Here is a 17,206-nt window from a genome sequence, read left to right as displayed (position 1 = left end):
AGATCAATTCAAAATAATTATATGATGAAAAGCAATTTTCTAGGGCTAATACTTTTCTTGTTTACCATAACTGGAAGCGCACAGATTGATCAAGTATCAGTTGTGAATGATAGTAAAGGGATAAAATTAGTAGTAAACGGAAAAGATTTCATAGTCAATGGTGTGAATTGGGATTATGTCCCAATTGGCTCTACTATAACTGATTCCGGAATTTGGGCAAAGTCTGATGATATTATTAAAGCTGCAATAGACGGTGAAATGTCCTTATTAAAGAATATGGGGGTTAATGCCATTCGTACGTATAATCTAAAACCCAAGTGGATTAAATACATCTATGAGAATTATGGTATTTATACTATGCTCAATATTACGTTTGGAGCTTATGGACTAACCATAAATGGCGCTTGGGTACCACAAACCGATTATGCAAATCCGGATACAAAAGAAGTCTTAATGAAAGAAGCCAGGGATATGGCGAATACTTATAAAGGAACTCCTGGATTATTAATGTATATGATAGGTAACGAGAATAACTATCACTTGTTTTGGTCTGGTGCCGAGACAGAAGATATACCTGTCGGTGAAGATGATACTAGTAGGTTAGCGGCAAGATTTCTTTATCGAGCTTTTAACAATGCAACCAAAGAGGTTAAAAAAATAGACCCTGATACTCCCGTAGCTATTTGTAATGGGGATTTAGGTTTTTTAGACATCGTAAAAGAAGAATGTACAGATATAGACATTTACGGAACTAATATGTATCGTGGAATTTCTTTTGGAGATGCATTTCAAAGAGTTAGAGATGAATTAAACCTCCCTGTTTTATTTTCCGAATTCGGTGCAGATGCATTCAATGCCAGAGACAATCAAGAAGATCAATATTCTCAAGCCTACTACAATCTAGGTAATTGGAAAGAAATTTATGAAAATGCAGCAGGGCTAGGAAAAGCCGGGAACTCAATTGGTGGTTTTACTTTTCAGTTTAGTGACGGTTGGTGGAAATATAAGCAAACCGAAAACCTAGATGTTCATGACAATGCTGCGTCCTGGGCCAATGGAGGTTATAATCGGGATCAGGCTAAAGAAAGTGATAATAATATGAATGAAGAGTGGTTTGGTATTTGTGCCAAAGGACCAACCAACGAAAGAGGTCTGTATGAATTATATCCACGTGCTGCATACTATGCCTTAAAAGAAGCACATGCACTGAACCCATATGACAATGGAATGACCCTTGATTTTATTAATAATTATTTTAATAACATTCAAATCATGGATGGAATGTTAAAAGCAAGAGGGGATAAAGCTGCATTAGAAGCCAAGAGGGGAGGAAAAATAAGATTAAGTCAACTAAGAGCTGAATTTACTACGTTTAACACTGGAGGTAAATTAATCACAACTCCAGAAAATGAAGATCCAAATGCAAATGTATTTCCAAATCAACAAGGATTCGATCATATGCAGTCCTACTACATTGGTGTAGAAGGAAGGCCTTCACCGAGTATGCGAGCCAATGTAAATTTTAATATCCTCGGTAATGTTGCAGAGAATCCTATTAATGAATTGTTTTATGAAAGTGTAGGTAGACCAGTTGTAGTACAAGGTGTAGAAGGAGGAAATGATCTAGATGTTGAAATAGCTGATTTTAATAGGCTACGTGTTTATAATGCAGAATACGAATGGAATACTAAAATTGTTGATATAAAAGGGTTTTATAGAACAGGGCATTATCATTGGGGCTATGAAGGAGATTTTTTTGGTTTGTATCCAGAAGCGAACTATGGACCAAATTTAGATATTTACAATGGTGAAATTTTAGGTATGGAACTGAACGGTAAGGGCAGTTTAAATGGTTTGAAGGCTGCATTCGGCCCCCAAATATGGTGGGGCGCTAACCCTACTGCATTGCTAAAGTATAGCACTAACATAAAAAAATTCGATATCACGGGTATTTACCATAGAGATTTCGAGACGGATATATCATTAGATGAAACCGGAAGTCGTGTTTTAGATGCAAATCAAGTAAGAAGTGGTGTAATTCCACCCTGGCCAACCGAAAGAGCTACTCTAGTAGTAGAAAGAGACTTTGGCGCATTTGGTGTTACACTGGGAGGGATATGGGCAGGTAGCCCACTAAATGATATTAAATATCAAGATATAAGAGGTGAATCGGGAAACTATGTGGTGTATGAGGATAAGGTAAATTCAGGCGATAATTGGGGTGCTAAAGCAAAAATAACGTATTCTAAAGGCAAGTTTAATTGGTATGCACAAGGCGCTACTACTGGGTTGGTAGCAAATGGAGGAGCGGATCAAACACAATCATTTGCAGGTTGGAAACTAAGAGATAATGGAAGTGGAAACCAAAATAGTTTTCTAACAGGTTTTACCTATTCAATTGGAAACTGGCAAATAGCTCCTAACTTTCTATGGCAAGATCCGTTGGTAGATGCTATACCAAATGATGCTGGTGGAACAGCAAGATTAAGAAACATCCTTGCCGATCCTTTTGTAGTAAGAGCAAATAGAAAAACGACAGCAGGAGAAATATTATTTACGTATGATCCAACTCCTGGCTCATGGTTTTATCAATGGGATAGTGATAGATCAGAAGATGCTAAACTTGCGTTTAATTTAGGTTTTGTGTATTGGCACCTTCCCACAACGATGGATGCGCATATTGGTTTTTTAGCGGATCGTACCATATTTGCATTTCCTAATTCTGTACCTGCTAAAGATTTATGGGAAGCACGTTCACGAATTGTATCCAAAATAAATCCGGATTTAGCCTTAATAGCCAACTTATTTGCAGGTAATGGTCAGGCAAATGGTAGTGATCCAAGAGAAATTGATAGAATTGGAGGAGATATTCGTGTGATTTACAAAAAATGGATGTTTCAACATACGTTTCAAATAAACGATTGGGGCCCTTATGATTATCATCGAGATTTCAACCTAACATATCCAGTACAATTAATGTTAGATATATCGACATCTATTGGTAAACCCGATTGGTTTATTTTACCAAACACTAGAATCGGGATTCGAGGTACTTGGCGTTCTTTAAATGAATTTTCTCCTCGTTATTCGCCAACTGCAGTTCCGCCAAACACATTCCCACCTGAACCTAGATTAAGTCCTGTAGGGTTTGATGATGGTAACGAATGGGAGATACGAACATATGTACATATTAACATAGGAAAATAATACAATGACAATGAAGAATAGAAAACATATCAATTTAAAAACCATTTGCCCTTTAATATTGGTTTTAATGATGTTATCTGGTTGTGAAAGAGGACTTTCAGACGAAGCGGTTTTTGCAACCTTTCCAAATACTGCAGATATTTACACAGATAGTCCGGTAGGTCTTACAGACGAATTTTTTAAATCATTTGACCCTGCACTTGGTGCCAACCCAGAAGGATTTGGCACAGATGATAATGTAGCTTTTGAAGGGAACTCTTCTATCAGAATTGATGTGCCAGCACCAGGAGATGCAAACGGAAGTTTTGTTGGAGGAATATTTCTAGACAGAGGAGAAGGAAGAGACTTGACGGGTTACGATGCTTTGACTTTTTGGGCTCGGGGCTCCATTACTGCAACCGTTGGCCTAGTAGGTTTTGGAACCGATTTTGAAGATAATAAATTTGCAGTAAACGGGCCGAGTATTCGGCTATCTACAGATTGGAGAAAATACATTATACCAATACCTGATCCTTCGAAGCTAATACAAGAAAAAGGAATGTTTGTATTTTCTGCCGGCTCTTATGATGTATTACAAAATGATGACCCTGCTATAGGCACTTCATTTGATGATAATTTAGGGTTTACTTTTTGGATGGATGAACTGCGATTTGAGAATTTAGGTACCATCGCCCAGTTAAGACCCGCTATTTTTTCAGGAGAAGATTTATCAGAACAATTATTTGTTGGGTCAACAAAAGAAATTGATGGTTTAAGTGCAACTTTTAATATAGGAACCGGTGACAACGTCACGGTAGGTTCGGCACCTAGTTATTTTGATTTTTCGTCTTCCAATACGGGTGTTGCGTTTGTTAATGAACTTGGACTAATTGAAATAGTTGGTGAGGGTACCACAATGATTACAGCACAACTTGATGGTGTCTTAGCACAAGGTTCCTTAAATTTAGAAGTATTAGGAAGTTTTGTCGGTGCGGATGTACCACCAGTGAGAGATCCCGGAGATGTTATATCCATATTTAGTGATGCCTATACCAGTGTTAATAATTTGAATTTTGCTGCATTTAATGATGATAATGTACAAATCCAAACACAAAGCTTCAATGGGGATCAGATTGTTACTTACGACAATTTAACTTTTGTGGGACTTGGTTGGGATGGAACAAATAATGTATCTGCGATGACACACCTTCATTTAGATGTACAACTGAGCAGTTCAGCAAATCCAGCTCTTACAGTTCAGTTAATTGACTTTGGAGCAGATAACTCAGATGGTGGAGGCGATGACACAGGAGGTGGGTTTACTATACCTAGCTCAGAATTAATAGAAGGTACTTGGGTAAGCATAGACATACCTATAAATGGCTTTACAGAAGCAACGGCAATTTTTCCTGGTTCTCCTAATTTAAATAACATAGCAAGAGTAGCTTTTGTATCAAATGGGAGTTCTTTTATAATCGATAATGTATACTTCTACAGAGAATAAAAAAATAAAAAATGGATAAGAATTTGAATAAGATAATTGGATTTCTTGTTATTTCCTGCCTTTTTATAATGAGCTGTACAACCGATGAAAATCAAACAGTGGTCACATTCACTAATTTGGTGGCAGAAGATAATTTTGATGTGGATGGTCAAATAAATACCTCTTTTTGGAATTTTGACATCGGCGATGGCTCAGAACAAGGTCTTCCTGGATGGGGAAATAATGAGCTACAATTCTATACAGACAGATCTGAAAACGTTACTGTTGAAAACGGATTTTTATTGATCACCGCAAAGGAAGAGAATTTTAATGGGGCACAATACACCTCTGCAAGAATACAGACTAAAGGAAAATTTCAACAACGCTACGGTCGTTTTGAGGCACGTATACGTCTACCTTTTGGTCAGGGAATGTGGCCAGCATTTTGGCTATTAGGCGATGATAGTGATGGTAATATCTGGCCACAGATAGGGGAGATAGATATTATGGAGAATACTGGTGATGCTCCAACGGAAATATTTGGTACGGTCCATGGACCTGGGTACTCAGGTGAAGATTCCATATCAAAAACGTACACCTTAGAAAATGATAGGGTGGATACTGGTTTCCATATATATGGCATAGAATGGGGAGCAGACTATATAAATTATTATATAGATGATGTATTGTATTATCAGATCACTCCTGAAGATGTGAATGAAGAAACTGATGGACAAGGTACATGGGTATTTAACGATAGACAGTTCTACATTATTTTAAATCTGGCTATTGGAGGCAACTTACCAGGACCTCCAAATGCAGAAACAGTTTTTCCACAAACCATGGTCGTAGACTATGTACGTGTATATCAATAATAAAAGTGAACTAATTTAATTAATAAAAATTATGAAACGAACCAATTGGAAGAGTTTTGATTCACATCGAAATGACTATTTGGCGAGTTCCAGATAACCTCTAAAACAATAAGATAACTCATGAAACAATTGATCAAAAAAACTAATATAATCTGGTTTCTAGCTATATCCGTTGCCTTTTTTGGTTGTGAAGATGATGACGATGCCAACTTACCACAGGTTATTGCAAGTTTTACACAGACTATAAATGAGGACACAGGGATTGTATCTTTTATCAACCTTTCAGAGAATGCAGATAGTTACGAATGGGATTTTGGTGATGGAACAACTTCTACTGAAATTAATCCAACCAAAGTCTACCAAACAGGTAGTTATACTGTTATACTAACCGCAAAAAATGTAGCTGGAGCAGAAGGCACTTTTGAAGATGAAATATTCATAAATATTCCATTACCACTTAATATTCCTATTAGGTTTGATGACTCAGGTGTAAACTATGGATCGGTTGAAGTATTTGATACACAATTTCAGGTGATTGCAAACCCAGAGTTATCGGGGGCTAATGATACGGCTTCAAATGTTGGGGAGATCGTATCTAATGGAGTAGAATTTAAGGGAGTAACATTTCCTTTAGATACCCCCATTAATTTTAGTGGAGCAAATAATACAATCCAATTGAAATTATTCTCTTCGCAACCGGGAAATATGTTAGTTAAATTCTCAGGAGGAGTTAGTGGAGCACGTGATGTAGAAGTAAATACTGCACATGGAGGAACAGGTTGGGAATTATTAGATTTTAATTTCTCCACGGATGCGGTTAGAAGTTTTATTAATGGAGATCCGCAAAATGGGCAGCCTTTTGTTCCAACCGGACAATATAAAAACCTTGACTTGTTTGTTGGTTTTGCAGACGCTTCAGTATCAGGAACTTTTTATGTCGATGATATTACATTTATTGAAGTAATCCCTACCGATGGGTGTAATGACGTTCCGATAGCTGCTACATCTCTTCCGTTAGATTTTGAGGGTTGTGCTACGTTCCCTTCAGAAGATAATTTCGGATCTATGATCACTTCTGAATTAACAATAAATCCATCAAAAACTGGTATAAATACTTCTGATTTTGTGTTAAAAGTAGATAAGCCTACGGGTTCAGATTTCTTTGCAGGAATTCAAAATACATTTGCGGACGGTTTTGATCTTACAACTACAGATATCTTTAAATTAAAAGTATACTCTACGAAGGCAAACGTTGTCTTCCGATTTGAATTATTGGCAAATCCAAATGATGGAAGTATAGGAAACCCTAGTCCTGTATTTGTAACGATTCAGAATGCTAATGAATGGACTGAAGTAGAATTTTCATTTACCAATTTACCGGCAGCACCAACGGCATATAACCAATTAGTTATAAAGCCAGATAATGATGAATCTGATAGTCCAATTACAAATGGAGGAACGTACTATTTAGATGATCTAACACTCAATGCTGGTGATCCTGATCCTGTTTTTGATGATGGTTTATTAATGAATGGTGATTTTGAAGGAGGTAGTGATTCTTGGGTTTCCGGTGTTGGAGGACCTCCGGCACCTGTTGTAACAGAAGGCAACAATACGTTCTATCAAGTAAATGTAGGAGCAGTCGGCACTCCATTTTCGGTAAACTTGAGTCAACAATTAAATATTGAAGATGGTCAAACATATATCCTATCATTTGATGCTTGGACTGATGCTAGTGCTAATGGTAGAACACTTATTGCAGGAGTCGGCCGTAGCGGTAATCCTGACTTTGCCAATGCAAACACTAATGAAACACCTGGATTAGATAATCCAGTATTATCAACAACACCAACAAGATTTGAGTATACATTTATGGGTGTTCCTGGGGCAGCAGATGGTCGTGTATTATTTGATATGGGAGATCAGTTAGGAATCGTAAATATAGATAACGTGGCATTATTCCTGAGTGGCGGCAGCTGTAGTGGAGGACCAACTATGGATGTGGTTTCATTCCCTGTAGATTTTGAAGATTGCGAAGGGTTTAATATTTCTTTTGGGTCAAATCAATCAAAAGAAATTTTAGATAATCCAGTTTCTGGAGGAATAAATACATCTGATAAGGTGTATCAGTTTACAAAGCTAACCGGTGCAGACGGTTTTGGCGGGTTTCAAAACATTTTTGAAACTGGTTCCTTTACAAACAATGCTACTATTACCTTCAAGATTTATTCGACCTTACCAAGCCAAGAGATACGTCTGGAGATTGTTGCTATCCCTAATGAAGGAGGTGCTATTGGTAATCCAGCACCTTATGCTCAAAACCTAACAACAGCAAACGATTGGGTAGAAATGTCCTTTGACTTATCTACCAATGCATTTCCTAATACATCAGACGAATCTGTATATACTATGTTAGTAGTAAAACCTGGTAATGTTGATCCTGGTACTACGCCGGCAGACGTTACCTTTTATATAGATGATTTTAATATTACGCCGAATTAATATCAAATGATCTTATCAGTTTAAAATAACAAAAGATCGAGAAATAGTGCACTCAACCTTTCTTTGAACCTTAAAAATAAATGATTTGAGGATTAATCTTTTAAATCAAAGTAGATAAAAAAAATGATAAAGAACTCTGTATTAACGTCAGAAAGAGCAGAAGATAAAGAAGTCAAACTGAACTACATTGATATAAATAATGAAATGTTCTTTATGATCTCTAATTCTGATAGGATGCGTCCCTTTTTTATGAGTATAGTTAGTAACTATAATCATTGGATGTTTATCTCCAGTAATGGAGGTATATCTGCTGGAAGAAAAAATGCTGAGTATGCATTATTTCCTTATTACACAGATGATAAAATAACCGAATCTTATGATATCACTGGAAGCAAATCAATATTTGAGGTTAATAAAGGTGGTCAAACGTATATATGGGAACCTTTTTCTGTAAGGTCTGAGGGTAAATATAATACTACCCAAAACCTATACAAAAACAAATACGGAAACAAAATTATATTTGAAGAAGTTAATCATGACCTAGAGTTAACCTTCAGCTATCAATGGAATTCCAGCAATGAGTTCGGTTTTATAAAAAAATCAAAACTTACCAATACTTCTAACGAAGCTGTAGGAGTATTGGTTTTAGATGGAGTTCAAAATATTATGCCTGCAAGTATTGGTAGCGATCTCCAAAATCAATCAAGTAATTTGGTAGATGCATACAAACGTAATGAGCTGGAAGATTCTTCCGGATTAGGAATCTATGCTTTAAGCGCTATTCTGGTGGATAAAGCCGAAGCAAGTGAAGCACTAAAAGCTAATATAGCCTGGTCCATTGGTTTGGAAAACCCTAAATATCTGGTTTCTTCGTTGCAACTCAATAATTTTAGATGTGGTCAGCCCGTACATCAAGAAACTGATATCAAAGGGGAAAAAGGAGCCTATTTTGTGATATCTCAAATAGAGTTGTCCTCTGACAATTCTAAAGAATGGATAATTGTTGCTGATGTAAATCAAAATCATTCTGATATAGCCCGTTTGTTAAAACAAATCAAAGAAGACGTATCACTGTTCGATAAAGTGAATGAAGATATTTCCTTAGGAACAACTCAACTGATCGAATTAGTAGCTGCATCTGATGGGATTCAATGTTCTGCAGATAGCCAAAAAGATACTAGACATTATTCTAATACGCTATTTAATATCATGCGTGGCGGAATTTTTGATGACAATTACAAAATAGAAAAATGGGATTTTAATAATTATCTAAGGAATGCTAATAAAAAAATAGCACACAGTTTTGAAGATCTTTTAAGCCAACTACCGGATATATTTACGGTTCAAGAACTTTGTAGGGTCGCCAATACAGTGGACGATACCGACTTTAAGCGCCTATGTTCAGAATATATGCCGCTAAAATTCAGTCGTCGTCACGGGGATCCAAGTCGTCCCTGGAACAAGTTTTCTATTAATACACAAAGCGAAATTGATGGCTCCAAAATTTTGGATTACGAGGGTAACTGGAGAGATATTTTCCAGAACTGGGAAGCTTTGGCAATTTCTTATCCAGAGTTTATAGATAGCATGATTCATAAATTTTTGAATGCTTCCACCTTTGATGGTTATAATCCATACAGAGTGATCAAAGATGGTTTTGATTGGGAAACTATTGAACCTGACGACCCCTGGTCTTATATTGGTTATTGGGGAGACCATCAAATTATCTATTTGTTAAAATTTTTAGAGTTTATAAGTAATTATAAACCCGGGCAATTGGAGAACTATTTTACTCAAGATGTATTTGTTTATGCCAATGTTCCTTATAAAATAAAACCATATGAATCGTTACTTAAAAATCCTAAGGACACCATTATTTTTGATGAAGAATCTGATAAGAAGATTCGTCAGGAACGATCAGTATTAGGAGCAGATGGAGCTTTGCTACGAGATAAAAACAACACTATTGTAAAGACTAATTTTATAGAAAAAATACTAGCTACCTCTTTAGCTAAACTATCTAATTTCATTCCTGAAGGAGGCATCTGGATGAATACGCAAAGACCTGAATGGAACGATGCAAATAATGCTCTGGTTGGTAATGGAGTCTCTATGGTGACCTTATGTTACCTAAACAGGTTTTTTAATTTCTTTGAAGAATTATTACAAGACACTACTGTGGAAGAAGTATCAATATCAATTGAAATGATGGATATGTTCACTCAAGTTCTGGAAACTTTCGAACTTAATAAACACCTTCTTTCTTCATCTATTAGTGATATAGATAGAAAAGTAATTTTAGATGATTTGGGCAAAGCCGGTAGTGTCTTTAGGAACCAAATATATGATTATGCTTTCTCAGGTGAGAAAACAGTTTTGTCGATAGATAAATTGATACGTTTTGTTGCCATAAGTAGATTATATCTAGAACATTCTATAAAAGCCAATAAGCGTAAAGATAATCTATATCACGCCTATAACTTAATGACAGTAAAGAATAATGCTGTCTCCATTTCCTATTTAGACGAGATGCTTGAAGGTCAGGTAGCCGTTTTAAGCTCTGGTTATCTTACCGCAAAAGAAGCACTGGATGTATTAAATAGCTTAAAGAACAGTAAGCTTTTTAGAGAAGACCAATACAGCTATTTACTGTATCCAAATAAAGAACTCAAAGGCTTTTTAGAGAGAAACACTATTCCTGAAAGGGTAGTTTTGTCATCAAAACTATTACAAAAATTATTGAATGATGGTAATGTTGAGATTATCGAAAAAGATGTGAATGGTGAATATCATTTTAATGGAAACTTTAAAAATGCTGACGATGTACGTGTAGCATTAGAAAAACTTTCTGAAACCAAGTATCAACCCCTCATAACGTTAGATTCTCAAAAAGTACTTCAGGCGTTCGAAGATGTTTTTAATCATAAGGCATTTACAGGACGATCAGGAACATTTTACGGTTATGAAGGGTTAGGATCTATTTATTGGCATATGGTTTCTAAATTATTATTAGCCGTTCAGGAATGTTGTATACAGGCGATTAACAATAATGAAAATGAAGTAATTATTGGGCACTTATTAGAACATTTCTATGAAATTAATGAAGGGATCGGAGTTCACAAATCTCCGACCTTATATGGGGCATTTCCTACAGACCCTTATTCTCATACTCCTTTTGGTAGAGGAGCTCAACAACCAGGAATGACCGGTCAGGTAAAAGAAGATATTTTAAGTCGTTTTGGAGAATTAGGAGTCTCTGTCAAAAACGGTAAGCTAAGCTTTAACCAAGGTTTATTGCGTAAAACAGAGTTTTTAAAGAATGAAAAAACATTCGGATATGTAAATGTCCTGGGGAATCATAAAGAAATAGCATTGTCCAAAAACCAATTGGCTTTTACTTATTGTCAGGTACCTGTTGTATTTCAGATTGCAAATCAAAACAGTATTGAGTTGATTGATAAAAACAATATAGCTACCAGATTTGAGGACTTGATGGTAAATACCAAGATGAGCAAACAGGTTTTTAGTAGATCAGGAGACATTCTTCAAATTACCGTGAATTTAAAAGAAGATCAGTTAAGATAGATTATAGTATTTAAAAAATGCTGAAAACATGAAATTGATAGTAAAAATAGCAATACTTGCCATAGTTACAGGACTAGCAATTTCTTGTGGTCAAGCGAAACAAAAAAAACAAGACCAACCCCAAATCAAAAAAGAAGTGACAGCAAAAGATATTCTTGGAAACCCGAAGTATTTAGCCATGTCATATGGAGGATACAGAAAAAATACCCGTGACATACAACCCACTGTTGAAGAGTTTAAAGAAGATATAAAAATCCTCTTTGCGATGGGAATCAGAATTTTAAGAACTTATAATGTAAGATTACCTCATGCTTCAAATGTTTTAAAGGCAATACGGGAATTAAAAAAGGAAGATGCTGATTTTGAAATGTATGTGATGCTGGGTGCCTGGATAGATTGTAAAAACGCATGGACCGATCAACCACTAAATCATTATGAAGAAAGCGAGTACAATGCCGAAGAAATTGATAGAGCAGTTGCGCTAACCAGGGAGTATCCGGATATAGTAAAAGTAATAGCAGTAGGAAACGAGGCCATGGTCAAATGGACAACCTCATATTATGTACAACCAGATGTTATCTTAAAATGGGTAAATCATTTGCAACACCTGAAAAAAGAGTCAACACTTCCCAAGGATTTATGGATTACAAGTTCTGATAATTTTGCCTCCTGGGGAGGAGGATCCAACGAATACCATGTAAAAGCTCTCGAAGACCTTATAAAAGCTGTAGATTATCTATCAATACATACGTATCCAATGCACGACACCCATTATAATCCAACTTTTTGGGGTGTGTTTGGAAAAGAAACTGAACTATCGAGTTTAGAAAAAATTGATGTCGCTATGAAACGTGCACTTACTTATGCCATATCGCAGCGAGATAGTGTTGCCAGTTATATCAAAGGGCTAGGTGTTAATAAACCCATTCATATAGGAGAAACAGGCTGGGCAAGTGCTTCTAATGGTTTTTATGGACCCGAAGGATCCAAAGCTACAGACGAATACAAAGAAGCGCTGTTTCACAAATTAATGAGAAATTGGACTGAAGAAAATAACCTGTCGTGTTTTTATTTTGAAGCATTTGATGAACCTTGGAAAGATGCACAAAACCCTGGAGGATCAGAAAATCATTTTGGATTATTTACGGTTGACGGCAAAGCAAAATATGCGCTTTGGGATTTGGTAGACGATGGGATTTTTAAAGGACTCACTCGCAATGGAAATCCTATTACAAAAACCTATGCTGGTAATAAGGAAGACCTGCTGTTAGAAGTGCAATTACCTCCTGTCAAAAAAGAGATCACTTTAAATCATTAGAGCATGAAATCACTAAAGGCTTATTGTTTATTTATTCTGATATGTATGAGTTGTAACAAAAACCTGGAGCAGTTACAAGTGGAAGTTATTGAAACTTCAGCAAATGGTAATAAACTTACTATTATCACCGAGTTTTCTGATAGCCTTGAAGCTTCCAAAATAAGCTTAGATCTGGAAAAAGAATATCAGACCATAACTGGTTTTGGAGGAGCTTTTACAGAATCTTCAGCATACTTGTTAAACAAGTTGGGAAAAGAAAATCGTCAAAGAATTTTAAAAGCTTACTTTGATCAGGATGGCGCAAACTATTCTCTTACAAGGACTCATATGAATTCTTGTGACTTTTCCCTTAGCAATTATTCCTACACACCTGTAGAAGGGGATAAAGAATTAAAACATTTTTCTATTCAGGAAGATAAAGACGATTTAATCCCAATGATCAAAGAAGCAATGGAGATTTCAAAAGACGGATTTAAAATTTTTGCTTCTCCATGGACTGCAGCTCCCTGGATGAAAGATAATAACAATTGGGTGGGAGGCAAGTTGTTACCAGAATATTATGATACCTGGGCATTATTCTTTTCTAAATATGTAGATGCATACAAAGAAGAAGGTATTGATATATGGGGATTTACAGTAGAGAATGAACCGCACGGAAATGATAATAATTGGGAAAGTATGCATTTTTCTCCTGAAGAAATGACCGATTTTGTCCAAAATCATTTAGGACCAAAATTAGAGGCAGAAGGAAAAGGAGATATAGTCATATTAGGGTATGATCAAAACCGAAGAGAGTTAAAAGAATGGGTAGATGTGATGTACAAAAATGAAGCCTCCTCAAAATATTATGATGGTACCGCTATACACTGGTATGATAGCACTTATGAGTATTATCCAGATGAGTTGCAATATGCTCACAACAAAGCACCGGATAAACTTTTAATTCAAACAGAAGCTTGTGTAGACTCCGAGATTCCTAAGTGGAAAGATGATGCCTGGTACTGGAGTAAAGAAGCTACAGATTGGGGATGGGATTGGGCTCCCGAAAAGGATAAACACCTACATCCTAAATATGTACCGGTATATCGATATGCAAGAGATATTATCGGTTGCTTAAATAATTGGGTAGATGGATGGGTTGATTGGAATATGGTTCTGGACAAACAAGGAGGGCCAAATTGGTTTAAAAACTGGTGTGTTGCACCCATTATTGTAGATCCTGAAAAAGATGAGGTTTACTTAACGCCTATCTACTATGTTATGGTACACTTCAGTAAATACATTCGTCCTGAAGCCAAAGTAATTGGAGTAAAACACACAGATAAAGAACTTATGACTACGGGAGCTATAAATTCTGACGGTTCTATAGTCGTTGTGGTGTTCAACCCAACAAAAAAGTCTAAACAATTTTCTCTTAGTCTAAAAGAAAAAAATAAAGTGATTTCTATTAGCTCGCAAGCTATACAAACCATAGTAATTAATAACTAAAACCTGAATATGTCAAATATTAAAACTGCCGCAAAAGATAAAGTTCCCGTAGGTCAAAAAGCTGCTTTCGGTACAGGTCATTTTATATTAAATATATTGCCTGGAACGCTTCAGGTTTTTATTCAATTCTTTCTATTAACGGCGTGGGGAGTTGATCCTTTATGGTCTGGACTTTTAGGTGGGCTGCCTAGAATATTTGATTCGATAACGGATCCAATAATGGGTTTCATTTCGGATAATACTAAATCCAGATGGGGCCGTCGAAGACCCTATATTTTTGTTGGAGCTATCATAAGCGGTATACTTTTCTTTTTAATGTGGCAAATTGATGATAATGCTTCTCAATCATATATTATTTGGCATGTCATGATACTTCAACTACTATTTCTTATCGGTAACACTATGTTTGCCACTCCATTAGTTGGACTAGGATATGAAATGACATCAGATTATAACGAAAGAACACGTTTAATGGCATTTTCTAACACTATGGGGCAAATTGCATGGATGATTGTGCCATGGTTGTATGTTATTATTCCCGACTCTAATACATTTAATACACAGTCAGAAGGAGTCCGTACAATGGCATTCATTGTAGGCGCAATGTGTATAGTTTTTGGAATTTTACCAGCGTTATTTTGTAAAGGTATCGATTCTTCGCATATGGAAAATCGAAAAGAGATTAATTTCAAAACACTTGCTGCTAACATGAAAGACTTATTTGCAGGAATTGTTCAGGTTTCTAAAAACAAACCGTTTATGAAGTTATGTGGCGCGACATTCTTAGTCTTTAATGGATTCCAACTTGTTGCTGCATTTGGAGTTTTCATTATTGTATTTTATATGTATAATGGCAGTTATGAATTAGCCAGTACTTGGCCAGCTTGGTTTAATACTATGAATGCTATAATTACAGCATTTATTGTCATCCCAATTATTTCGAAAATGGCTAATAAATGGGGGAAGAAAAAAGCTTTTATAATTTCAACTGTTTTGTCAATAGTTGGTTACCTTTTAAAATGGTGGGGTTTTGATAAGGAGCTTAATAACCAATTTAATCAAACAGGATTTGGTAGATCATTAAATGCTGGAATAAGTTCCATTTTTGAATCTTTAAATCCAATATTGGATACAATAGGAATGTCCTGGTTTAGTATAGATCCCGGAAGCGAAGTGCCGTGGCTCATATTTGTACCAATACCATTATTTGCTTTTGGAATGGGAGGGTTGTTTACATTAATGATGTCTATGACTGCAGATGTATGCGACTTAGATGAATTAGAAAATGGAATGCCACGTAAAGAAGGAACCTTTGGAGCTATTTATTGGTTGATGGTGAAAATTGGGCAGTCCATTGCACTGGTTTTAGGTGGAGTAATTTTAAGTATTGTTGGATTTGATCCTAATGTTACTGAGCAATCTTTAGAAACCATGAATGGACTTAGAGTTGCAGATATAGTAGTTCCATCGGTAACTGCCGCATTAGCAGTATGGGTAATGTGGAAATATAGTCTTACTGAAAAGCGAGCTAGAGATATAAAAATCGAATTGGTAAATCGCAGGGGCGAGCTTTAATAATAGTTTGAGATCTTATATAAATAGTTACTTAATATGTCTTATAAAGGAAAAAAGTTTTTGTCATTAGCATCAATAGAGTATGCTAATAAAAGTATTGATGATTTACGATCTTTATTTAAAGAGGTTTTAGAAGAAGGCATGCATGGTTTGTGTTTTAGTGCTTATGTAGAAGGACAAAAACCTGGAGACCAATTATCAGAAGAACAGATTAGAAGAAGGATAGAAATTATTAGCCCATATACCAAATGGATACGTTCGTTTTCGTGTATAGAAGGTAACGAACTTATTCCTAAAATTGCTAAAAAATATGGACTTAAAACACTTGTAGGTGCCTGGTTAGGTGATGATACCGATATGAATGTAAAGGAAATAGAGAGTCTTATTCAACTATGTAATGAAGGCTATGTTGATATAGCTGCGGTTGGAAATGAAGTACTATATAGAGGGGATTTAACAGAGGGAGAACTATTACACTACATTTATAAGGCGAAGGAATCAATTTCCGGTATTCCAGTTAGTTATGTTGATGCATATTATGAGTTTACCGATCACCCTAAAGTAACTGAGGCGTGTGATATTATTTTAGCAAACTGCTATCCTTTTTGGGAAGGTTGTGATCAAGATTATGCGTTGTTATACATGAAAGACATGTATCAAAGAGCATTACGCGCCGCAAATGGGAAAAAAGTTATTATTTCTGAAACTGGATGGCCCAATAAAGGAACCAATCTTGAAGGAGCATTCCCTTCTGAAGAAAATGCAATTAAATATTTTATCAATACACAAAAATGGTCTGAAGAAGATAGTATAGATATTTTCTATTTTTCGTCATTTGATGAATCCTGGAAAGTAGGATCCGAGGGAGATGTTGGAGCATATTGGGGTATCTGGGATAAGTATGAACAGTTAAAGTATTAGTAGAATCTTTTTTAAGGTTATCAACAATAGATGAGATATTGTTTTTAAATAATAAAAATAAAACTGTTGGTTTCTATTTTTTTGTTTTGGTTGTATTTGTAGTACTCAAATCCTAATTGCAGTAATTACTTTCGATATGGATGACATCCAACAATTTATTTGTTAATTGTGTTTTATATACTGGTTTTGATACTATTGTACCTATACTTCACGTTAGATAAGTGTTTTAATATGGTGTTTGTTATAAAAACACTATTTTGTAGCTGATTTAAC

The 17,206-nt window shown here is 35.7% G+C and carries 9 protein-coding genes; all 9 read left to right on the top strand.

The features are described from left to right. Positions 1-24: 24 nt before the first annotated feature. The 9 genes from J8M14_RS19915 (at position 25) to J8M14_RS23170 (ending at position 16,933) form a co-directional block, all read left to right on the top strand. Entirely contained in the window at positions 25-3,207 is a 3,183-nt protein-coding gene (locus J8M14_RS19915; RefSeq protein ID WP_211076583.1) for a glycoside hydrolase family 2 TIM barrel-domain containing protein, read from the top strand. A gap of 10 nt (positions 3,208-3,217) precedes the next feature. Next, on the top strand, positions 3,218-4,690 hold the full coding sequence (locus tag J8M14_RS19910) for a glycosyl hydrolase family 16 (RefSeq protein ID WP_211076582.1): 1,473 nt from the start codon (positions 3,218-3,220) through the stop codon (positions 4,688-4,690). Between the two features lie 11 nt (positions 4,691-4,701). Next, positions 4,702-5,544, top strand: coding sequence for a glycoside hydrolase family 16 protein (locus tag J8M14_RS19905; protein ID WP_211076581.1), 843 nt, complete (start codon positions 4,702-4,704; stop codon positions 5,542-5,544). Positions 5,545-5,664: 120 nt separating this feature from the next. Then, positions 5,665-8,046, top strand: a complete 2,382-nt coding sequence (locus J8M14_RS23340) for a carbohydrate binding domain-containing protein (RefSeq protein ID WP_211076580.1) — start codon at positions 5,665-5,667, stop codon at positions 8,044-8,046. Positions 8,047-8,169: 123 nt separating this feature from the next. Further along, positions 8,170-11,631, top strand: coding sequence for a hypothetical protein (locus J8M14_RS19895; RefSeq protein WP_211076579.1), 3,462 nt, complete (start codon positions 8,170-8,172; stop codon positions 11,629-11,631). A gap of 28 nt (positions 11,632-11,659) precedes the next feature. After that, the gene (locus J8M14_RS19890) at positions 11,660-12,949 is read left to right on the top strand and encodes a glycosyl hydrolase family 17 protein (protein WP_211076578.1); all 1,290 of its coding nucleotides are present in this window, start codon (positions 11,660-11,662) and stop codon (positions 12,947-12,949) included. Between the two features lie 3 nt (positions 12,950-12,952). After that, positions 12,953-14,437 carry a glycoside hydrolase family 30 protein gene (locus J8M14_RS19885; RefSeq protein ID WP_211076577.1) on the top strand — a complete coding sequence of 495 codons (1,485 nt, stop codon included), beginning with the start codon at positions 12,953-12,955 and terminating at the stop codon, positions 14,435-14,437. Positions 14,438-14,446: 9 nt separating this feature from the next. Further along, the gene (locus J8M14_RS23175) at positions 14,447-16,012 is read left to right on the top strand and encodes an MFS transporter (RefSeq protein WP_247672713.1); all 1,566 of its coding nucleotides are present in this window, start codon (positions 14,447-14,449) and stop codon (positions 16,010-16,012) included. Between the two features lie 36 nt (positions 16,013-16,048). Beyond that, the gene (locus tag J8M14_RS23170; protein ID WP_247672712.1) at positions 16,049-16,933 is read left to right on the top strand and encodes a glycosyl hydrolase family 17 protein; all 885 of its coding nucleotides are present in this window, start codon (positions 16,049-16,051) and stop codon (positions 16,931-16,933) included. Positions 16,934-17,206 lie beyond the last annotated feature (273 nt).

The organism is Aquimarina sp. MMG016 (genome assembly GCF_018100805.1).
Taxonomy (GTDB): Bacteria; Bacteroidota; Bacteroidia; order Flavobacteriales; family Flavobacteriaceae; genus Aquimarina.
This window is presented reverse-complemented; position numbering and strand designations above follow the sequence as displayed.

Excerpts from the sequence above, each read along its gene's own strand:
- J8M14_RS19915 (WP_211076583.1), top strand. The coding sequence starts at position 25 with ATGAAAAGCAATTTTCTAGGGCTAATACTTTTCTTGTTTACCATAACT.
- J8M14_RS19910 (WP_211076582.1), top strand. The coding sequence starts at position 3,218 with ATGAAGAATAGAAAACATATCAATTTAAAAACCATTTGCCCTTTAATA.
- J8M14_RS19905 (WP_211076581.1), top strand. The coding sequence starts at position 4,702 with ATGGATAAGAATTTGAATAAGATAATTGGATTTCTTGTTATTTCCTGC.
- J8M14_RS23340 (WP_211076580.1), top strand. The coding sequence starts at position 5,665 with ATGAAACAATTGATCAAAAAAACTAATATAATCTGGTTTCTAGCTATA.
- J8M14_RS19895 (WP_211076579.1), top strand. The coding sequence starts at position 8,170 with ATGATAAAGAACTCTGTATTAACGTCAGAAAGAGCAGAAGATAAAGAA.
- J8M14_RS19890 (WP_211076578.1), top strand. The coding sequence starts at position 11,660 with ATGAAATTGATAGTAAAAATAGCAATACTTGCCATAGTTACAGGACTA.
- J8M14_RS19885 (WP_211076577.1), top strand. The coding sequence starts at position 12,953 with ATGAAATCACTAAAGGCTTATTGTTTATTTATTCTGATATGTATGAGT.
- J8M14_RS23175 (WP_247672713.1), top strand. The coding sequence starts at position 14,447 with ATGTCAAATATTAAAACTGCCGCAAAAGATAAAGTTCCCGTAGGTCAA.
- J8M14_RS23170 (WP_247672712.1), top strand. The coding sequence starts at position 16,049 with ATGTCTTATAAAGGAAAAAAGTTTTTGTCATTAGCATCAATAGAGTAT.